This is a genomic window from Streptomyces sp. MCA2 (assembly GCF_023544705.1).
Taxonomy (GTDB): domain Bacteria; phylum Actinomycetota; class Actinomycetes; order Streptomycetales; family Streptomycetaceae; genus Streptomyces; species Streptomyces decoyicus.
Genome location: NZ_JAMJFM010000062.1, coordinates 32,501 through 53,006 on the forward strand (window position 1 = coordinate 32,501; position 20,506 = coordinate 53,006).

The following is a 20,506-nucleotide window of genomic DNA, read 5'->3' on the forward strand; positions in this document are numbered from 1 at the left end:
CGGTGTGAGCGCAGAAGTTGTCCACAGGGTGGGGATAGTGGTTGCGGCCGTGGCGGCGGCGCTGTGCGCGGTGGCGCTGGTGCGGGAGGCGCGTCGCGTGCGCGCCGTGCGGAGACGGGTGCCGGGGGTGTGGGGCGGTGGGGCCGAACGGTACGGCGCGGGCGGCGCCCGCCCCGGGGCGTTCGTCCGGCTCCGGTGGCGCGGGCGAGCGGCGACGACGAAGAGCGGTGCGCCACGGAGCGGTCGGGCGATGGAGTGGGCCGGGCCCCTGGGAGCGGCCGGTTTCATGGTCATTCTCGTCGGTGGCGTGGCGGGTGTCCTGGCGGGACTCGCCGTGGGATACGCCGCGCATCGCCGGCTGGCGCACCAACGGGGCGCGGACGCGGTGCGGTTGGCCGACGCGGAGGTACGGGCGGAACTGGCACCGGCCGGTGATCTGCTGGCCGCCTGCCTCGCGGCGGGGGCCGGGCCGAGGGAAGCGGCCGAGGCGGTGGGCCGGTCGCTCGACGGAACGGTTGCCGAGCGGCTGCGCCAGGTGGCGGCGGAACTGCGTCTGGGCGGTGAACCCGCCGTCGTATGGCTGCGGCTGGCCGCTCTCCCCGGGGCCGAAGGGCTGGCGCGCTGTATGGAGCGCGCCGGAATATCCGGGGTCCCGGCCGTCGAATCGGCCTCCCGGATCGCCGCCGAACTCCGCGCGGAGCAGGCCCGAGCCGCGACCGCGCGTGCGCGACGGGCCGGGGTGCTGGTCACGCTGCCGCTGTCGGCGTGCTTTCTGCCGGCGTTCCTGGCGCTCGGAGTGGCGCCGGTGCTGATCGGTCTGGCCGGCGGCCTGCTGGGGCGTAACTGAGCGGGCGGTGAAGCGAGTTCGAGGGCCGGGGGGAGGAAACGGTGCGGGGCGGGTGGACGCCGGCGGCGGAGGAGTCCGGCTGACCGGTTGTGTCACTGGTGGAGGAGTCCGGCTGACCGGCTGTGTCGCCGGTGGGTGGACGCGCCCACCCACCGGCCGCATGACCGGTGGCCGAGCGAGACCCGCCACCGGTCATGCCAGAGGCCCTTCATCCGAGGCTGTTCATCCGAGGCCGTTCAAAAGAGGTCACACACAGAGGTCACACAAAGGGGGATGCAATGTTTCGGGGTGGAATGTTCCGGCGGTGGTGGGCGGAGCTGCGTGCGCTCGGGGCCGACGACCGGGGGATGACCACGGCGGAGTACGCCGTGGGGACGCTCGCGGCCTGCGCCTTGGCGGCCGTGCTCTACAAGGTCGTGACGAGCGGACCGGTGAAGGCGCTGCTCCAGTCGGTGCTCGAGAGGGCGATCAATGTCCAGTTCTGATCGCGGGGTCCCGCGTCCCCGGGCCCCCGGGCCCAGGACCCGGGGCGTCCCGCGGGGCGCGCGGGACGCCGGATTTGTGACGGCGGAGGCCGCCGTGGTCCTGCCCGTGCTGGTGGCGGTGGTGGCGGCGCTCATCTGGGGGCTGATGGCGGTCTGTGCCCGTATCGAGTGTGTGGACGCGGCGCGGGCCGGCGCGCGTGCCGCGGCACGGTCGGAACCACGGGCGGCGGCGCTCTCGGCGGCGCGGGGGGCGGCTCCACGGGGCGCGCGGATCGCGCTGACGCGGGAGGGCGACCTGGTGCGCGTACGGGTCGACGCCGAACTGCCCGGTGTGGGGCAGCTGACGGTCCGGGTCGGAGGGGAGGCGGTGGCTCTTGCAGAGGAGACGGTGCGTCGATGAGGGCTCGGCGACGGTCTGGACGGTCTTCGCGGCGGCGGCGCTGTGCGCGGTCTTCGTGGCCCTGATCGTCGTCGGACAGGCCGTCACGGCACGGCACCGGGCGGGCGGCGCCGCGGACCTGGCGGCGCTGGCCGCCGCGGATCACACACTTCAGGGCCCGGTCGCCGCCTGTGCGGCGGCCCGCCGGGTGGCGGCCGCGCAGCACACCCGCCTGGTGCGCTGTGCGGTGGCCGGGCCGGTCGCCGATGTCTCGGCCGAAGCGGGCCGCAGCCCGTTCACCTCGCGGGTACGGGCCCGTGCGGGGCCGGCGGGGCACGGCGACCCGGTGCGGGCCCGGCCCGCCACGGCTGCCGAGGTCAGGGCCCCGCCCGTGGCGGCACCCCTGTCACGTCCCCCGTGGCGCCCCGCGCAACAGCTCGCCCAGCAACCGGATGGCTCCCCGCTTGTGGAGCGGGTCGTTGCCGTTGCCGCACTTGGGCGACTGGATGCAGGAAGGGCAGCCGGCCTCGCATTCGCAGGAGGCGATGGCGTCGCGGGTGGCGGTGAGCCAGGCGGCGGCCGTGTGGAAGGCGCGCTCGGCGAATCCGGCGCCGCCCGGATGGCCGTCGTAGACGAAGACGGTCGGCAGCAGAGTGTCCGGGTGGAGGGGAATCGAGACGCCGCCGATGTCCCAGCGGTCGCAGGTGGCGAAGAGCGGCAGCATGCCGATGGAGGCGTGTTCCGCGGCGTGCAGGGCGCCGCCCAGTTGCTCGGGGTTGACGCAGGCGGCGTCGAGTTGGTCCTCGGTGACCGTCCACCACACCGCACGGGTGCGCAGCGTACGGGGCGGCAGATCGAGCTTGGTCTCGCCCAGGATCTCGCCGGTGATCAGTTTGCGGCGCAGGAAGGAGACGACCTGATTGGTGACCTCGACGGACCCGAAGCACAGCCGGCCATCGCCCCACGGGATCTCCGTGTCGGTCTCGAGGACGGCGATGGCGGTGGTGTCGCGGGCAGTCGTGGAATAGGGCGGACTGGCCTCCTCGACGAGCGCCACGTTGTCGGCCAGGTCGAGGTGTTGGACGACATGGGTACGGCCCTGGTGGAGGTGGACCGCGCCGTCGTGGACGGTGGTGTGCGCGGCGGCGGCGTCCACGGTGCCGAGCAGCCGCCCGGTGCCGGCCTCCACGATCTGCACCGGCGGGCCGCCCTGGCCACGGATGTCGGTGAGGTCGGCGGCCCGCTCACGGCGCGTCCAGTGCCAGGCCCTGGCGCGCCGCCGCAGCAGGTTCGCGGTCTCCAGCTGCGGCATCAGACCGCCGGCCGCGGGCCCGAAGAGCACGAAGTCGGATTCCGTGAGCGGGAGTTCGGCGGCGGCCGCGCACAGGTGCGGGGCGAGCACGTAGGGGTTGTCGGGGTCGAGGACGGTGGACTCGACGGGCTGGTCGAAGAGCGCCTCGGGGTGGTGGACGAGATAGGTGTCCAGCGGGTCGTCGCGGGCCACGAGCACGGCGAGCGCCCCCTGCCCCGAACGGCCCGCCCGGCCGGCCTGCTGCCACAGGGACGCCCGGGTCCCCGGATATCCGGCGATCACCACGGCATCCAGACCGGAGACGTCCACGCCCAGTTCGAGCGCGGTGGTGGCGGCCAGGCCGAGCAGATCGCCGTTGTGCAGGGCGCGTTCCAGGGCGCGGCGTTCCTCGGGCAGATATCCGCCCCGGTAAGCGGCGACCCGCCCGGGCAGCGAGCGGTCCACCTCCGCGAGCCGCTCCTGCGCGATCAGGGCGATCAGCTCGGCGCCGCGCCGGGAGCGGACGAAGGCGACGGTGCGTACGCCCTGGACGGCCAGGTCGGTGAGCAGATCCGCGGTCTCGGCGGTCGCGGTCCGGCGGACCGGGGCGCCCTGCTCGCCGTGGAGTTCGGTCAGCGGCGGCTCCCAGAGCGCGAAGACCAACTCGCCGCGCGGCGAGGTGTCCTCCGTGATCTCCACCACGGGCAGACCGGTGAGCCGGGTCGCGGCCTGCGCCGGCTTCGCGGCCGTGGCGGAGGCGAGCAGAAACACCGGCTCGGAGCCGTACCGGGCGCAGATGCGGCGCAGCCGGCGGATGACCTGCGCGACATGGGAGCCGAAGACGCCGCGGTAGCTGTGGCATTCATCGATGACGACATAGCGCAGCGCGCGCAGGAAGGAGGACCAGCGGGCGTGCGCCGGCAGGATGCCCCGATGCAGCATGTCGGGGTTGGTCAGGACGTAGTTGCCGTACTGGCGGACCCACTCGCGCTCCTCGACGGGGGTGTCGCCGTCGTAGACCGCGGGCCGCACCGCGGTGCCCAGCGGGGCGGCCAGTTCGCGTACGGCACGCCGCTGATCGGCTGCCAGCGCCTTCGTGGGGGCCAGATACAGGGCCGTGGCGCCCCGCCCGTTCGGGGCCTCGGAACCGTCCAGGAGCGTGGAGAGGACCGGCGCGAGATACGCCAGGGACTTCCCCGAGGCGGTGCCGGTGGCGACGACGACCGACTCGCCGCGCAGCGCGTGTTCGGATGTCCGTGCCTGGTGGGCCCAGGGACGCTCGATTCCGGCCGAACGGATGGCATCGATCACTTCCGGCCGGATCTGTTCCGGCCAGTCGGCATGGCGGCCGATGCGCGGGGGCAAGTGCTCCGTATGAGTGATGCGCGCAGCGCGGGTCGCGCCCCGGGCGAGACGTTCGAGAATCATGCCTGGGGAAGGGCGCGCGCCCGCATCCGGCGGGACTGGATTGGAGGCCATCGGCACCGAGTGTGTCACCGGAGTGACGGACAATGCTCAAAGGGCGTCGTGCACGCCTGCCGGTAAGTGATTGAATGCCATCGCGGCTGCCAGATCCGCCCCTACCTTCGGTGGGGAGGCCCCAGGGGGGCGACCGCTCGATAGCAAGGTGCTGGAGGATCCGTGGACCTGTCCCTGTCGACCCGGACCGTTGGCGACCGTACGGTCGTCGAGGTCGGTGGCGAGATTGATGTATACACCGCGCCCAAGCTGCGGGAGCAGCTGGTCGAGCTTGTGAACGACGGAAGCTACCACCTCGTGGTGGACATGGAACGTGTCGACTTCCTCGACTCCACTGGGCTCGGCGTGCTGGTCGGCGGACTCAAGCGGGTGCGTGCCCATGAGGGCTCGCTGCGCCTGGTCTGCAACCAGGAGCGCATTCTCAAGATCTTCCGTATCACCGGACTGACCAAGGTGTTCCCGATTCACACCTCGGTCGACGAAGCCGTCGCAGCTACTGACTGACGACTTCGCCGGTCCCCCGTGCCATCAGGTGCGGGGGGAGGAAGCAGTGGGGGGTTCCGGACACGGTGTCCGGCCCCCTGCGCCGCACGCCCGCATAACGAGGGGGATGGCATGGCCACCGTCGAACTTCGCTTCAGCGCCCTTCCCGAGCACGTCCGCACCGCACGTCTGGTCGCGGCTGCCGTGGCACGGCGCGCGGGGGTGGACGAGGCCGTGCTGGACGAGGTACGGCTCGCCGTCGGTGAGGCGTGCAGCCGGGCTGTGGGGCTGCACGAGAGCCATGACATCGCGGAGCCCGTCCGTGTCCTGCTGATCGAGGACGAGAAGAAGTTCTCGATCGAGGTGGGCGACGGGGTGTCCGGCGACTCCGGCACGTCCGGGGGCGCCGACGAGACCGGGGGCGCCGCGGAGAGCGACGCCGAGGGCGAGGACGAAATGGGCCTCGCCGTGATCAGCGGACTGGTCGACGATGTCGAGGTGACCGCGGGCAAGGACGGCGGACTGATCCGCATGACCTGGCCCACCGCTACGGCTGCTGTCCTGCCGTAGCGCTCCGGCGGAGCGCCTTGTGGGATGCCCTGGAAGCCGCGGCGTACGGTCCGTGGCCGGCGGGGCACACGTCGTTGCGCCTGCTGCCCTCATGGACCGGTCGGCAGCGTCCCGGTCGAGCGCATTCCGACCGCTCGCATTCCGACCGCTCGCATTCCGACCGCTCGCATCCCGGCCGCTCGCATCCCGGCCGCTCGCGTGAGCTGATCGGGCTCGCGCCCCCATCCGGCGTCCGGCACCCGGACCGCCGGTTTTTCTCGATCTTGCCCGTCGGCTCCCTCATGCTGCCCGACGGGGCCGGCCGACGCGATGGTGAGCTGAGCGACGTCGCCCCCGGGGCGGCCCGCGGCAGGGCTCGCCCCTCCTCACTGTCCCCACCGTGCCACGAGCGGGCCGCCGCTGCCCGACGCGGCCTTCGCTGTCCGACGGCCTCTGCTGACCGCAGCACGCGCGGCACCGTAGGCCGACCCCGGACAACCCGCGGCGGCCGACCGTCGCCGCCCCCTGCCTCGGCCCCGCCCACCATCGCCCCTGTCCCGGCCCCAGCCCCTGCTCCCGCCCATCGCCCCTGCGCCTGTCCCGGCCCCCGCCCCGCCCCCGCCCACCAACCCTCATGGGTTGCGATCCGGACTCGATCTGACGGTCTCTCATCGGGTGCGGAGGAGCGGTCCGCGCGCTGCGGGGCACCCGTTCGGTCGTATACGGGTGGATCAATTCTCTCCGGCGTCACGCAAGCCCCCATCGCCGCAGGCTCCGAGGCGATGTCCTTGAGCAGCGACGATCAGTTTGCGATCAATGGGCGATCAGTACGACAGAGAGATCATCAGGCGGTGGTCAGCGAATTCGTCGCATTCCTTCGTCCGGGCGAATTCCGTGTGGCGTCGACCTTTTGATCTTCGCTGCTCACGGCGAATTCCCTTTGACGCGTACTGTTTTGATCAACCGTGGCTCCCTACAATCCGTCCACATCTTGCTCAGGACGCCTGAGCGTGCTTCCGCGCGCCCATGTGCCAAACGTCAAGGAGGACGAATGGCGGGGCCTTACACCCCTCAGTTGCTTGACACCCCCACTTTTCTGGCGGGGCCCTCACTTACGGCGGGCAACCGCGGCATCGTGCTGGTGATCGCCGTGGTCGCCCTGGCGGCGCTGGCCGTCGCGGCGGTGCTGGTCCGCCAAGTGCTCGCGGCCGGTGAGGGAACCGACAGTATGAAGAAGATCGCGGCGGCCGTGCAGGAAGGCGCAAATGCCTACCTGGCACGGCAGTTGCGGACCCTCGGCGTATTCGCCGTCGCGGTGTTCTTCCTGCTCATGCTGCTGCCCGCGGACAATTGGACGCAGCGCGCCGGACGCAGCGCCTTCTTCTTGATCGGCGCCGGATTCTCCGCGGCCACCGGCTATATCGGCATGTGGCTCGCCGTGCGCAGCAATGTGCGTGTGGCGGCGGCCGCCCGGGAAGCCACTCCGGCCGCGGGGGACACCGGGAAAAAGGATCTTACGGCCGTCTCGCACAAGGCAATGAAGATCGCATTCCGTACCGGTGGCGTCGTCGGCATGTTCACCGTGGGGCTGGGCCTGCTCGGCGCGTCCTGCGTGGTGCTCGTGTACGCGGTCGACGCGCCCAAGGTGCTGGAGGGATTCGGTCTCGGCGCCGCGCTGATCGCGATGTTCATGAGGGTCGGCGGTGGCATCTTCACCAAGGCCGCGGATGTCGGCGCCGACCTCGTCGGCAAGGTCGAGCAGGGCATCCCCGAGGACGACCCGCGCAACGCCGCGACCATCGCGGACAACGTGGGCGACAACGTCGGTGACTGCGCCGGTATGGCGGCCGACCTCTTCGAGTCGTACGCGGTGACCCTGGTCGCCGCCCTCATCCTGGGCATGGCGGCCTTCGGCGACGCCGGGCTCGCCTTCCCGCTGCTGGTCCCGGCCATCGGGGTGCTCACCGCGATGGTCGGCATCTTCGTCGTCGCGCCCCGGCGCAGCGACCGCAGCGGCATGACGGCGATCAACCGCGGTTTCTTCATCTCCGCGGGCATCTCGCTGGTGCTGGTGGCCATCGCGGTGTTCACCTACCTGCCGTCCAGCTACGCCGACCTGACCGGTGTCACCGACACCGAGGTGCTGGGCCACAGCGGCGACCCGCGCATGCTGGCGCTGGTGGCGGTCGCCATCGGCATCGTGCTGGCCGCGCTGATCCAGCAGCTGACCGGCTACTTCACCGAGACCAGCCGGCGGCCCGTCAGGGACATCGGGAAGACCTCGCTGACCGGCCCGGCCACGGTCGTGCTCGCCGGTATCTCGATCGGCCTGGAGTCGGCCGTCTACTCGGCGGTGCTGATCGGCCTGGCCGTGTACGGGGCGTATCTGCTGGGCGGTGCCTCCATCATCCTGGCGCTGTTCGCGGTGGCCCTGGCCGGCACCGGCCTGCTGACCACCGTCGGCGTGATCGTGGCGATGGACACCTTCGGTCCGGTCTCCGACAACGCGCAGGGCATCGCGGAGATGTCCGGTGACGTCACCGGCGACGGCGCGCAGGTGCTGACCGACCTGGACGCGGTCGGCAACACCACCAAGGCCATCACCAAGGGCATCGCCATCGCGACCGCCGTACTGGCCGCGGCCGCGCTCTTCGGCTCGTACCGGGACGCGATCGCCACCGCCGTACGGGAGGTCGGCAACGCCGCCGGCGGGATGGGGCTGAGCCTGGACATCTCGCAGCCCAACAACCTGGTCGGGCTGATCCTCGGCGCCTCGGTCGTCTTCCTGTTCTCCGGGCTGGCGATCAACGCGGTGTCGCGGTCGGCGGGAGCGGTGGTCTTCGAGGTGCGCCGGCAGTTCCGCGAGCACCCCGGGATCATGGACTACACCGAACAGCCCGAGTACGGGCGGGTCGTCGACATCTGCACCAAGGACGCGTTGCGTGAGCTGGCCACCCCCGGGCTGCTGGCGGTGCTCACCCCGATCGCGGTCGGCTTCTCGCTCGGCGTCGGCGCGCTCGGTTCGTTCCTGGCGGGCGCGATCGGCACCGGCACGCTGATGGCGGTCTTCCTCGCCAACTCCGGTGGCGCGTGGGACAACGCCAAGAAGCTCGTCGAGGACGGCCACCACGGCGGCAAGGGCAGCGAGGCACATGCCGCGACGATCATCGGTGACACCGTGGGTGACCCGTTCAAGGACACCGCGGGACCGGCGATCAACCCGCTGCTGAAGGTCATGAACCTGGTGGCGCTGCTGATCGCGCCCGCTGTGGTGAAGTTCTCGTACGGCCAGGACAAGAGCGTCGGCGTACGGATCGTGGTCTCGGTGCTGGCGATCGCCGTCATCGTCGGTTCGGTCTACGTCTCCAAGCGGCGGGGAATCGCCGTAGGTGACGAAGACAACTCCGAAGATCCGGAAAGCATCGCCAAGTCGGCCGAGACGGCGGTGGCGTCCTAGCCGGAAAGGACCTCCCGAAGGCCTCGCGGACCGCTCAACTGGGCGGGTGGACGGCGTATTTTGCAGCTGCCGGCCACCCGCCTTCCGCATGCCCGGGTGGCCCTGCGGTCCTTGGTGCAAATGGCTGCAATGAGGGCCGGAGGGGATGCCCGACCGGTGGCCCAGGCCCTTTGGACGTGTATGTTCCGGGGCCGAGAGCCATGGAAGGGACCAATCCGGTGAACAAGAAGCTTGTGGCTGCACTGTCCGGCGGTGCGGCACTGGTGCTCGCGCTGACCGGCTGCAGCGACGACAGCAACAAGAAGCTCAATGACTGGGCGAAGACTTTCTGCGACCCTGCGCAGGCTCAGTTCAAGCAGATCCAGGACGCCAACGGCGCCATGCAGACGGCCGATGACGGCAGCACGGACTCCAAGAAGGTCCAGCAGACGGACTCGGCGGCCTTCCAGAAGATTTCCAGCGCCTACTCCTCGCTGGCCAAGTCCCTGGAGAAGGCCGGGCCGCCGCCGACCGAACAGGGCAAGCAGGCCCAGCAGAACGCCGTCAAGGAGCTCAACTCACTGTCCAAGGGCTACGCGGACCTCCAGAAGCAGGTCAACAAACTCGACACCTCGGACAAGCTCAAGTTCGCGGACGGTCTGCGCGATCTCTCCAGCGGCATCAACAAACTCAACAAGCAGAGCGAGGCAGCCTTCAAGAACCTGGAGGCCGGCGACGTCGGCAAGGCGATGGCCGCCCAGAAGGGCTGCCAGAACCCGGCCGCGTCCGGCGCCCCGGCTCCCACGCAGTCCAAGAAGTCGTAACGGCAGGAGCGTCCGCACCCGCGGGGAGAGCCCGCGGCGCACGCGAACGGCAACGGCTCCGTACGGCCCGGCGACGCGCCCGAGAAGGGTGTGGCGCCGGGCCGTCGCCGATTGTCGGTGGCAGGGCCGACAATGGTGGGTGTGAGTACGCACCTCCCCACCGCTGATGTCCAGGACCCCGAGAGCAACGCCCGCACCGCCCGGCTGCGCGAGGCGTTGCTGGCCGCCGCCTTCACCGCCGACGGGCTGCTGGATCTGCTCGGCGCGCCGGCCTATGCCGCGCTGGCGCGCAGCGAGACCGTCCCCGCCCTGCGGGCGACTCGCGGCGACAGCCCGTTGGAGACCCTGGTGCGGCTGTTCCTGTTGCAGCGCCCGGTGGAGCTGCGGCGGGCGCAGGCCGCGCTGCCGGTCGCGGACTGCCTCGCCGACGGCTGGCTGGTGCAGGACGGCGAGGAGCTGCGTGCGAGCGTGGACGTGCGCCCGTACAGCGGCCCCGAGGAGCAGGACTGGTGGATCGTCTCCGACCTGGGCTGTGCGGTCGGCGGCGCCGGCGGCATCCGGGGCGTCGGGGAACGGGGCCGCGCGGAACTGGTGCTCGGCGTCGGCGGAGCGTCCACGACCCTCGCCGGGCTCACGGTCCGCAGGCCGGTCACCAAAGCGCTCGATCTCGGCACGGGCTCCGGCATCCAGGCGCTGCATGCCGCGCAGCACGCCACCCATGTCACGGGCACGGACCTCAACCCCCGGGCGCTGCGGATCGCCGCGCTGACCCTGGCGCTCTCCGGGGCGGGGCCGGCCGACCTGCGGGAGGGCTCGCTGTTCGAGCCCGTCGGTGACGAGACGTACGACCTGATCGTGTCCAACCCGCCGTTCGTGATCTCGCCCGGCGCCCGCCTCACCTACCGCGACGGCGGCATGGGCGGTGACGACCTGTGCCGGACGCTCGTCCAGCAGTCCGCCGCGCATCTCAACGACGGCGGATACTGCCAGCTGCTGGCCAATTGGCAGCATGTGGCGGGCGAGGACTGGCACGACCGGCTGCGTTCCTGGGTGCCGCGCGGCTGCGACGCCTGGATCGTGCAGCGCGAGGTGCAGGACATCACCCAGTACGCCGAGCTGTGGCTGCGTGACGCCGGTGACCACCGCACCGGCGACGAGGAGTATGCCGCGCGGTACGACGCCTGGCTCGACGAATTCGAGGCACGCGGAACCAAGGCCATCGGCTTCGGCTGGATCACCCTGCGCAAGTCCGGATCGGACGCCCCGTCCGTCACGGTCGAGGAATGGCCGCATCCGGTGGAACAGCCGCTGGGGGAGTCGGTCGTACGGCACTTCGCCCGCCAGGACTATCTGCGGGCCACGGACGACGCGGCGCTGCTGGCCGGCCACTTCCGGCTCGCCGACGAAGTGGTGCAGGAGCAGGTCGGGCTGCCCGGGGCGGAGGACCCCGAGCATGTGGTGCTGCGGCAGAACCGCGGTATGCGGCGGGCGACGAAGGTGGACACGGTCGCCGCGGGCTTCGCGGGGGTGAGTGACGGCTCGCTCCCGGCCGGGCGGATTCTGGACGCCATCGCCCAACTCGTCGGCGAGGACCCGGTGCTGCTGCGGGACCGTACGCCGGCCTCGATCCGGACGCTGGTCGAGCAGGGGTTCCTGGAGCCGGTTGCCGCGGGCGGCTGACGGAGGCCGGGGGAGCGGTGCGGAGCGAGCGGACGTCGTTCATCCGGCGTTCGCCGGGATGCCGTCGTGGGGTGCCACGCTGCCCGCATGGAGAGTGGACCCGAGGTATTTGCCGGTGCGGCGTTCGCGCTGTTCGGCGCCGGACTGCTGGTGTGGACGGGCGTCTGCGCACGGACCGGAGCGCCGGTCGCCGAGGGCGTCAGCCGCCCGGTGGCCACCGTGACGGCGCTGCTGTCCGGGGTGGTGTTCCTGGCCACGGGCGGCTGGTTGCTGGCAGCGTTGTAGCCGGGAGCCGGGAGCCGGGAGCCGGGAGCCGGGAGCCGGGAGCCGGGAGCCGGGAGCCGGGAGCCGGGTAGCCCTGGCTGCTGAGCCGGGGCCGGGGAGCTGTGGTGCCCGAGCCGCTGTGTGCCGTCGGGCCCGTACCGCCGGTACGGGGCGCCGCCCACAACTCCCGTTGCGAGTCGCTACGTTCACTTCCGGCCAGTTCTGTGACGGATGGCCGATGTGTGGCGGTACGCGGGAACTATTCCGGGCCGACGGACATGTTCCTCAGTGAAGGTCAGCAACGACCGGCAGGCTCACGACCCTTCAGTGAGGAACCCACATGAACCGTGCATTCCGCTACGTCGCCGTCGGCACCATCGCCGTCTCCCTCCTCGCCGGAGGCTCGGCCGCCGCCTTCGCCGCGCCGCAGGACCTCCACTCGCCCACGCCCGTCGTGGCCACCGCCCCGGCCGCCGCGGCCCTGACGGCCAAGGCCAGCGCGACCACCGTCAACGCCTGGCAGGAGTTCCGGATCTCCGGCACCGCCAAGGGCATCAAGGCCGGCACCAAGGTCACCGTCCAGCAGAAGCAGGGCACGAAGTGGGTCTCGCTGCCCGCTCAGACGCCGGTCAACGCCAGCGGCACGTACTCGGTACGGGTCAAGCTCGGCATCAAGGGCGTCAACCAGCTGCGTATGGGCGCCGGCAGCACCGTCTCGCCGGTGGTCAAGGTCACCGTCCGCTGACGCACGAGGGTCCGGGACAGCGGCCGGACCCTCCGGGACGTCTCGTAGGGGGTGTCGCCCCCTACGAGACCAGGTTGCGGGTGACCATCCACACCGCGGCAATGCCGAGCACCACGGCATTGCCGCGGGCCGAGAGCCGTGGCCGGTGGACGCGTCCGCCGAGCCCCGCGACCAGCCAGCGCCCGACGGCGTACGCGACGGCCGGCCCGGCCGGCACGAGCAGCACGGCGTTGTCATGGAAGGCCGTCACGACGTCGCCGTGCATCAGGTCGTACGCCATCCGCGTCCCGCCGCACAGCGGGCACAACAGCCCGGTGGCCCATTTGAACGGGCACGGGATCAGCAACTGCCCCGGTTGGTGCGGATCGGTGTGCCAGAGATAGACGGCGGCCGACGCCCCGACGCCGAGAGCGATCGATGCCCGGCGGACGGTACGGGTCCGGATCGACGCCCCCGTGGGCTCCACGGGCATCGCCCTCGTGGGCTCCACGGGCGCGGCGGGGCCCCAGGACTCCCCGGGACCCCAGGACTCCCCGGGACCCCGGGATTCCCCGGGGCTCACACGCTCAGCGACCGGGCGTAGTTGACCTGGTTGAGCACGAACAGCACCTGCTCGCGTGACTGCACCGGGATCATCGTGGAGTGGTGCCGGCCACCGCTGTTGACCGTGACCTGCACGAAGCCCGTGGTCACCCGCTCCTTCATCAGCAGGAAGAGCAGACCGAGCAGACAGAAGAAAAAGAAGACGATGGCGAGCACGACCGCGTGCGCCGGCGTCTTCTCCTCCGTCCGCGACATGTCGGTCGCCGTCCATATCGCGCCCTTGAGCGGCATCGGCCCGGCGGGTGTGACGACCGTGTCCCCGGTCACCGCTATATCGCCCAGCGCCAGCGCCATCCCGCCGGGCTGGGCCCCGCCCTGGAATCCCCCGGGGCCGCTCTGGAACCCGCCGGGGACGCCCTGGAACCCACCGGGCGCCGGCTGCGGCGCGGTGCTCGGCGGGAAACCGGGCGCGGGCGGCGGCTGCGGGACATCGTTCGGGTAGCCGTATCCGGGCTGGGGCTGGGGCTGCGAGCCGGCCTGCGGATAGCCGTACCCGGGGTCCCCGGGGCGGCCGCCCTGCGGGTAGCCGTATCCGGCATCGGCGGGCCGGCCGTCGTCCGGGGCGGCGTAGGGGTTCTGGCCGGGCTGACCGGGCGGCTGATCCGGCGGCGGTCCGGGGTACTGGTTCGCCATGGGTGAGGTCCCCCCGAGGGTGCGTGATGACGGCAGTACTCGACTCGAACGGCGAGCCGTGCCGTATCCATCCTGCCAGCCCGCTTACGTGCTGTATCAAGGCAATGACGGCATCCGGCCGCCGCCTTGTGACGGTCGTCGGCCCGCGGACGGTGCGGTGTGCGGCTCCGGGGCGAGGGGCGATGCGCCGGGGATCCGTCACTGTGTGACATCACCGACGGCGCCCGAGCCGCGGTGCGCGGGGAACGGCCGAGGTGGGCGCCGGGGTGCAGCGCGGCCCCGCCATGATCCACAAGGTGCGTCCCGGGCCCGTGGCGAGCGCCTGATGCGGTCCGGGCGGCATGAAGGCATGTAGTCGGGTTACCGTTCGAGTGGCGTTGCGGGGTTTTTCCGTTTGACACGGGGCCGGGAGGTACCGTCACACTCCGCAGCGTCAAGCGTCACCGCAGTGCACCCCGGCGTCCGGCCGGGGGGCATTTCCAGCGTCGACCGGAGAGAAGAGCGAAGTTGTCCCCGACCAGCGAGACCGCAGACGGCGGCGGCCGCCGACTCGTCATCGTCGAGTCGCCTGCCAAGGCGAAGACGATCAAGGGCTACCTCGGCCCTGGCTACGTGGTCGAGGCCAGCGTCGGGCACATCCGTGACCTGCCCAACGGCGCCGCAGAGGTCCCGGCGAAGTACAAGGGCGAGCCCTGGGCCCGCCTCGGCGTGAACGTCGACGCCGACTTCCAGCCGATCTATGTCGTCAACAGTGACAAGAAGGACCAGGTCAAGAAGCTCAAGGAGCTGCTGGCCGAGTCCGACGAGCTCTACCTCGCCACAGATGAGGACCGGGAGGGCGAGGCCATCGCCTGGCACCTCCAGGAGATCCTCAAGCCCAAGGTCCCCGTCCACCGGATGGTCTTCCACGAGATCACCAAGGACGCGATCCGCGAGGCCGTCGCCAATCCGCGCGACCTGAACCAGAAGCTGGTCGACGCCCAGGAGACCCGCCGTATCCTCGACCGCCTCTACGGCTACGAGGTCTCGCCGGTCCTGTGGAAGAAGGTCATGCCCCGGCTGTCGGCCGGCCGCGTGCAGTCCGTCGCGACCCGTCTCGTCGTCGAGCGGGAGCGCGAGCGCATCGCGTTCCGCTCCGCCGAGTACTGGGACCTGACCGGCACCTTCTCGACGGGGCGCGCCGGCGACGCCAGCGACCCGTCGGTGCTGACCGCCCGCCTGAACTCCGTCGACGGCCGCCGTATTGCGCAGGGCCGTGACTTCGGTGCCAACGGGCAGCTCAAGAACGACGTCCTCCATCTGGACGAGGCGAACGCCCGCGCGCTCGCCGCCGCCCTGGAGAACACCGACTTCGCGGTGCGCTCGGTCGAGTCCAAGCCCTACCGCCGCTCGCCGTACGCGCCGTTCCGTACGACCACCCTCCAGCAGGAGGCCAGCCGCAAGCTCGGCTTCGGCGCCAAGTCCACGATGCAGGTCGCGCAGAAGCTGTACGAGAACGGCTTCATCACCTATATGCGTACGGACTCCACCACGCTCTCGGACACCGCGGTCGCCGCGGCCCGGGCGCAGGTGACGCACCTGTACGGCGCGAACTACCTGCCGGACAAGCCGCGCACCTACGCCGGCAAGGTCAAGAACGCCCAGGAGGCGCACGAGGCGATCCGCCCCTCCGGCGACCGCTTCCGCACCCCGGCCGAGACCGGCCTGACCGGCGACCAGTTCAGGCTCTACGAGCTGATCTGGAAGCGGACCGTCGCCTCCCAGATGAAGGACGCGACCGGTAACTCCGTCACCGTCAAGATCGGTGGCCGTGCCGCCGACGGCCGGGACGCCGAGTTCAGTGCGTCCGGCAAGACCATCACCTTCCACGGCTTCCTCAAGGCCTACGTGGAAGGCGCCGACGACCCCAACGCGGAGCTCGACGACCGCGAGCGTCGGCTGCCGCAGGTCGCCGAGGGCGATGCGCTGGCCGCGCAGGAGATCACCGCCGACGGGCACGCCACCAAGCCGCCCGCCCGCTACACCGAGGCCACGCTGGTCAAGGAGCTGGAAGAGCGCGAGATCGGCCGTCCGTCGACCTATGCGTCGATCATCGGCACGATCCTCGACCGCGGCTATGTCTTCAAGAAGGGCACCGCGCTCGTCCCGTCCTTCCTCTCCTTCGCGGTGGTCAACCTCCTGGAGAAGCACTTCGGCCGGCTGGTCGACTACGACTTCACCGCCCGGATGGAGGACGACCTCGACCGCATCGCGCGCGGTGAGGCGCAGTCCGTGCCGTGGCTGCGGCGCTTCTACTACGGCGAGGGACACGGCGAGGGCGGTGCCGCGGACGCCGGCAACGGCGACGGCGACCACCTCGGCGGTCTGAAGGAGCTGGTCGAGGACCTGGGCGCGATCGACGCCCGGGAGATCTCGTCCTTCCCGGTCAGCGAGGACATCAAGCTGCGGGTCGGCCGCTACGGCCCGTACGTCGAGCGTGGGGAGAAGGACGCCGAGGGCCATCAGCGCGCCGATGTCCCCGACGACCTGGCGCCCGACGAGCTGACCGTGGAGTACGCGGAGGAGCTGCTCGCCAAGCCGAGCGGTGACTTCGAGCTGGGCATGGACCCGGAGAGCGGCCACCAGATCGTCGCCAAGGACGGCCGCTACGGCCCGTACGTCACCGAGATCCTGCCCGAGGGCACCCCGAAGACCGGCAAGAACGCGGTCAAGCCGCGCACCGCCTCGCTCTTCAAGTCGATGTCCCTGGACACCGTGACCCTGGCGGACGCGCTCAAGCTGATGTCGCTGCCGCGCGTCGTCGGCAAGGACCCCGAGGGCGTGGAGATCACCGCGCAGAACGGCCGCTACGGCCCGTACCTCAAGAAGGGCACCGACTCGCGCTCCCTGGAGACCGAGGACCAGCTCTTCACGATCACGACCGACGAGGCGCTGGCGATCTACGCACAGCCCAAGCAGCGCGGGCGGGCCGCCGCCAAGCCGCCGCTGAAGGAGCTGGGCACGGACCCGGTGAGCGGCAAGCCGGTGGTGGTCAAGGACGGCCGGTTCGGTGCGTATGTCACCGACGGCGAGACCAACGCGACGCTGCGGCGGGACGACGAGGTCGAGACGGTCACCGCCGAGCGGGGTTACGAGCTGCTGGCGGAGAAGCGCGCCAAGGGGCCGGCGAAGAAGACCGCGAAGAAGGCGGCCAAGAAGGCGCCGGCCAAGAAGACGGCCGCGAAGAAGACGACCGCCAAGAAGACCGCGGCGAAGAAGACCACCACGGCGAAGAAGACGACCGCCAAGAAGGCCACCGCCAAGACGGCGGCGGCCAAGAAGACGGCGGCGCCGGCGGAGGACTGAGGCCTGCGCTCACACCGGCGGCGCCGGTAAAAGCGCAGGACATGGGCGGGCACAGCGGATGAGTTCCGGTGTGCCCGCCCGTTTGTTCGGGTGGGCGCTCGACGGCGCGCACCGTCCCGCTAGGCTGGCGGGATGACGCGTGCCGAGCAGCCAACGGTCGTGACCCCCACTTCTGGCGCCCTAGCGGCGGATTCCCGCGAGCGCGCCGTGCGAGCCCTGCTCCGCTTCCCCCCACTGAAGCGACTGTGGAGCGCCCAATTTGTCGGGGGCATCGGCGATGCCCTGTCCATGCTTGTCCTCGTACTGCTCGCCCTTCAGGCGGCGCTATACGTACCGCTGGGCGGCGAACCCGTCTTCGGCGGTGGTTATCGGGGTGCAGCCCTCGCGGTCACCACGGTCTTCGCGGCCCGGATGCTGGCGACGTTGCTCTTCGGGGCCGTCCTGCTGGGCCCGCTGTCGGCGCTGACGGCGCCTTCGGGGCCGCTGGACCGGCGCTGGACGATGATCGGCGCGGATGTGCTGCGGCTCGCGCTGCTGGTCATCGCGCCCCTGTGGATCGACTGGACGCCGGACGACGCGCTGGCGTGGCTGCTGGTCACGGTCTTCGTCACCGGCGTCGCCGAACGCTTGTGGACCGTCGCGCGGGAGAGTGCCGCCCCCGGGCTGCTGCCCGCGCCGCCCCCTGAGGGCGCCTCCGTACGGCCCCTCCCCGACAACATGGACGCCCTGCGCCGCCTCTCGCTGCGCACCGCTTTCCTCTCGCTGCCGATCGCGGCCGCCGCCCTGGTGGTCGTCACGCTCATCAGCAAGCTGCTGGGCACCGGCATCGACTGGTTCCAGCTCCACCAGGCCGCGCTCGGCTCGTATGTCGCCGCCGGTCTGTTCGCCGCCTCCGTATCGATCCTCTACTTCATCGAGCTCCCCGGTGTGCAGACGCCGCGGCCGCGCTCCCCTCTGGAGGGGCTGCGCCGCCCGAAGACCACCGGAGCGAAAGCCGGACAGCCGGGACAGGGCGAGAAGCCGGAGAGCGGCACGGCCCGGCCGGGCGCCGACAAGGGCCGTACGGGCGCCCTCCCGCTGCTGGTGACGGCCTGCGCCGCGGTGGCCGCCGCGATCGCCGCGGCCGTCGCGCTCGCCGTCCTGCACGGTTACGACCTGGCCGGCGGCCCGGCCGCCTTCGCCCTGCTGGTGCTGGCGCTGACCGGCGGCACGGCCGTCGGCATCCGTTGCGCCCAGCGGGTACTGCCCGCGCTCTCCCGGCGCCGGCTGCTCGCCCTCGCGGTGGCCGCCACCGGTGTCGGGCTGCTGGCCATGGGGCTGGTCCCGGACCCGACGACGGTGCTGGTGCTCGCGCTGCTGTCCGGCATCAGCGCCGGTATCGCCGCCAATACGGGGCATGTGCTGCTGGAGCAGGAGTCCGAGGAGTCCCGCACCGCCCGTACGACCGAGCATCTGCACGCCGTCGTACGACTCTCGGTCGCGCTGGCCGCCATCGCCGCGCCGCTGCTCGCGGCCCTCATCGGCCCGCACGACCTCGGCAGCGGCACCTTCAACTTCGCCTACGGCGGCGCCGCCTACACCCTGATGCTGGTCGGCGCGCTGCTGCTGCCGGTCGCCGCGCTGGTGCTGGGCAAGGTCGACGACCGGCAGGGCGTACCGCTGCGGCGTGATCTGCGCGAGGCGCTGCGCGGCGGCGACCCGGCCCAGGCGCCCGCCGCCACCGGCTTCTTCATCGCCCTGGAAGGCGGCGACGGCGCCGGGAAATCCACCCAGGTCGAGGCGCTCGCGGAGTGGATCCGCGGCAAGGGCCACGAGGTCGTGGTGACCCGTGAGCCGGGCGCCACCGCCATTGGCAAGCGACTGCGCTCGATCATCCTCGACGTCTCGACGTCCGGGCTCTCGGACCGTGCGGAGGCGCTGATGTTCGCCGCCGACCGGGCCGAACACGTCGACAGCGTCATCCGCCCCGCCCTGGAGCGCGGCGCGGTCGTCATCACCGACCGGTACATCGACTCCTCGGTCGCCTACCAGGGCGCCGGGCGCAACCTCGCGCCCACGGAGATCGCCCGGATCTCCCGTTGGGCCACCGACGGGCTCGTCCCCCATCTGACGGTGCTGCTCGACATCTCCCCGGAGACCGCACGGGAACGCTTCACCGAGGCACCCGACCGGCTGGAGTCCGAGCCCGCCGAGTTCCACCAGCGGGTCCGGGCCGGTTTCCTGACACTGGCCGCCGCCGACCCCGCGCGCTATCTGGTCGTCGACGCCGGGCAGGAGCCCGCGGCCGTCACCACCGTCGTACGGCACCGCCTCGACCAGGTGCTCCCGTTGTCCGAGGCCGAGCTCAAGGCGCAGGCCGACGCCCGTAAGGCCGCCGAGGAAGAGGCCCGCCGCAAGGCCGAGGAAGAGGCCGCGCGCAAGGTGGAGGAGGAGCGCCTGGAGCGCGAGCGCCAGGAGCAGCTCGCCAAGCTGCGTGCCGAGGAAGAGGAGCGCAAGCGCCGCGAGGCCGAGGAGGCCAGGGCGCGCGAGGAGGCCCGCCAGGCGGAGGAGGCCCGCAAGCGCGCCGAGGAGGCCCGTCAGGCCGCCGAGGCGGAGCGGCAGCGGCGCGAGGCCGAGGAGCGGGCCCGCGAGGCCGAGCAGGAGCGGCTGCGCAAGCAGCACGAGGAGGAGGCGCGGCTGCGCAAGGAGGCCGAGGAGCGCCGCCTGGAGAAGCAGCGCAAGGCCGAAACGGCCCTGCTGCGCGCCGAGGAGGCCCGGGTGGCGGCAGCCGAAGCGGCGGCCGCGGCGGAGGCCAAGGCGGCTGCCGAGGCCGAGGAAGCGGCCGAGGCGCCCACTGCGGAGACGTACGTCGCGGATCTGCGGAAGCGGCTGGGAGAGGACACGCCCGACGCCTCCGCCCCGTCCGGTCCCGCCGAGGACAGCGACCGGACGGAGTACCTGCCCCGGCCCGGTACGGGGGAGGGCGAGGTGTCCGGTGCGGTGGACGAGACGGCGGTGCTGCCGCCGGTACGGGATGCGCAGGACGCCTGGGACGGCCCCGGGGCCGGCTCCGACGCGGCGGAGACCGCCGTGCTGCCGCCCGTACGGGACGATGCCCCGGCCGACCGGGTGCCGCCGTGGATGTTCCGCAAGGAGGGACCGGAGGCCGCCAACGGCGCGGCGTCGGACCGGCCCACCGGCTCCGCCGCCGAGTCGCGTGTCGAGCGCACCCGCGAACTCCCGCAGATCGACCCGCTGACGGGCCGCCCCGTGGAGAACGCGCAGCGCAGCCGCCCGCGCCCCGAATGGGCGGAGGAGACTCCGCTGGACGATCTGCCGACGCTCGCCGACGAGCTGCTCGGCCCGCGCGCCGACGAGGATGCGGACGACGGCGCGGGTGACGACGGCCGCCGCGGTGGCCGGGGCCGGCGCAACTAGGGCGCGCATTCCGGATCGCCCTGGGATCACCCAGGGCGATCCGGAT

At 71.8% G+C, this 20,506-nt stretch carries 15 protein-coding genes and 1 pseudogene; 13 read left to right on the plus strand and 3 right to left on the minus strand.

Annotated features, from left to right (window positions below):
* Nucleotides 1-4 precede the first annotated feature (4 nt).
* From M8I34_RS35355 to M8I34_RS35370, 4 genes and pseudogenes are all read left to right on the plus strand, one after another.
* The gene (locus M8I34_RS35355; protein ID WP_250056790.1) at nucleotides 5-847 is read left to right on the plus strand and encodes a type II secretion system F family protein; all 843 of its coding nucleotides are present in this window, start codon (nucleotides 5-7) and stop codon (nucleotides 845-847) included.
* A 278-nt stretch (nucleotides 848-1,125) separates the two neighbouring features.
* Nucleotides 1,126-1,332, plus strand: coding sequence for a DUF4244 domain-containing protein (locus M8I34_RS35360; RefSeq protein ID WP_051818636.1), 207 nt, complete (start codon nucleotides 1,126-1,128; stop codon nucleotides 1,330-1,332).
* Nucleotides 1,319-1,732 carry a TadE family type IV pilus minor pilin gene (locus M8I34_RS35365; RefSeq protein WP_250056791.1) on the plus strand — a complete coding sequence of 138 codons (414 nt, stop codon included), beginning with the start codon at nucleotides 1,319-1,321 and terminating at the stop codon, nucleotides 1,730-1,732. Before M8I34_RS35360 ends, M8I34_RS35365 begins: the two co-directional genes overlap by 14 nt.
* Nucleotides 1,707-1,979: pseudogene (locus M8I34_RS35370) on the plus strand (Rv3654c family TadE-like protein); the annotation flags it as partial. The gene M8I34_RS35365 and the pseudogene M8I34_RS35370, both read left to right, overlap by 26 nt.
* A 138-nt stretch (nucleotides 1,980-2,117) precedes the next feature.
* On the opposite strand, the gene M8I34_RS35375 reads toward M8I34_RS35370, so the two are convergent.
* A complete protein-coding gene (locus tag M8I34_RS35375) occupies nucleotides 2,118-4,481 on the minus strand; it encodes a DEAD/DEAH box helicase (RefSeq protein ID WP_250056797.1) in 2,364 nt (787 codons plus the stop codon).
* A 162-nt stretch (nucleotides 4,482-4,643) separates the two neighbouring features.
* Here M8I34_RS35375 and bldG point away from each other — a divergent pair, with 162 nt between their 5' ends.
* From bldG to M8I34_RS35410, 7 genes are all read left to right on the plus strand, one after another.
* Nucleotides 4,644-4,985: an anti-sigma factor antagonist BldG gene (bldG, locus tag M8I34_RS35380; RefSeq protein ID WP_004571875.1), complete on the plus strand. Its 342-nt coding sequence runs from the start codon at nucleotides 4,644-4,646 to the stop codon at nucleotides 4,983-4,985.
* 111 nt (nucleotides 4,986-5,096) lie between these two features.
* Entirely contained in the window at nucleotides 5,097-5,534 is a 438-nt protein-coding gene (locus tag M8I34_RS35385) for an ATP-binding protein (RefSeq protein ID WP_250056799.1), read from the plus strand.
* A gap of 1,030 nt (nucleotides 5,535-6,564) precedes the next feature.
* Nucleotides 6,565-8,970, plus strand: coding sequence for a sodium-translocating pyrophosphatase (locus M8I34_RS35390; RefSeq protein ID WP_250056801.1), 2,406 nt, complete (start codon nucleotides 6,565-6,567; stop codon nucleotides 8,968-8,970).
* A gap of 218 nt (nucleotides 8,971-9,188) precedes the next feature.
* A complete protein-coding gene (locus M8I34_RS35395) occupies nucleotides 9,189-9,773 on the plus strand; it encodes a small secreted protein (RefSeq protein ID WP_250056803.1) in 585 nt (194 codons plus the stop codon).
* 141 nt (nucleotides 9,774-9,914) lie between these two features.
* On the plus strand, nucleotides 9,915-11,453 hold the full coding sequence (locus M8I34_RS35400) for a class I SAM-dependent methyltransferase (RefSeq protein ID WP_250056805.1): 1,539 nt from the start codon (nucleotides 9,915-9,917) through the stop codon (nucleotides 11,451-11,453).
* 87 nt (nucleotides 11,454-11,540) lie between these two features.
* Nucleotides 11,541-11,738, plus strand: a complete 198-nt coding sequence (locus M8I34_RS35405; protein WP_030989844.1) for a hypothetical protein — start codon at nucleotides 11,541-11,543, stop codon at nucleotides 11,736-11,738.
* 319 nt (nucleotides 11,739-12,057) lie between these two features.
* Nucleotides 12,058-12,462, plus strand: a complete 405-nt coding sequence (locus tag M8I34_RS35410; RefSeq protein WP_244419568.1) for a hypothetical protein — start codon at nucleotides 12,058-12,060, stop codon at nucleotides 12,460-12,462.
* Between the two features lie 61 nt (nucleotides 12,463-12,523).
* On the opposite strand, the gene M8I34_RS35415 is transcribed toward M8I34_RS35410, so the two are convergent.
* Both M8I34_RS35415 and M8I34_RS35420 read right to left on the minus strand, forming a co-directional pair.
* A complete protein-coding gene (locus M8I34_RS35415; RefSeq protein ID WP_250056807.1) occupies nucleotides 12,524-12,934 on the minus strand; it encodes a DUF2752 domain-containing protein in 411 nt (136 codons plus the stop codon).
* 86 nt (nucleotides 12,935-13,020) lie between these two features.
* Nucleotides 13,021-13,698 carry a hypothetical protein gene (locus tag M8I34_RS35420; RefSeq protein ID WP_250056809.1) on the minus strand — a complete coding sequence of 226 codons (678 nt, stop codon included), beginning with the start codon at nucleotides 13,696-13,698 and terminating at the stop codon, nucleotides 13,021-13,023.
* A 507-nt stretch (nucleotides 13,699-14,205) separates the two neighbouring features.
* Between M8I34_RS35420 and topA the strand changes: the two genes are divergently transcribed.
* The gene (topA, locus tag M8I34_RS35425) at nucleotides 14,206-17,043 is read left to right on the plus strand and encodes a type I DNA topoisomerase (protein WP_250056811.1); all 2,838 of its coding nucleotides are present in this window, start codon (nucleotides 14,206-14,208) and stop codon (nucleotides 17,041-17,043) included.
* Between the two features lie 132 nt (nucleotides 17,044-17,175).
* Entirely contained in the window at nucleotides 17,176-20,460 is a 3,285-nt protein-coding gene (gene tmk, locus M8I34_RS35430; RefSeq protein ID WP_250056813.1) for a dTMP kinase, read from the plus strand.
* Nucleotides 20,461-20,506 lie beyond the last annotated feature (46 nt).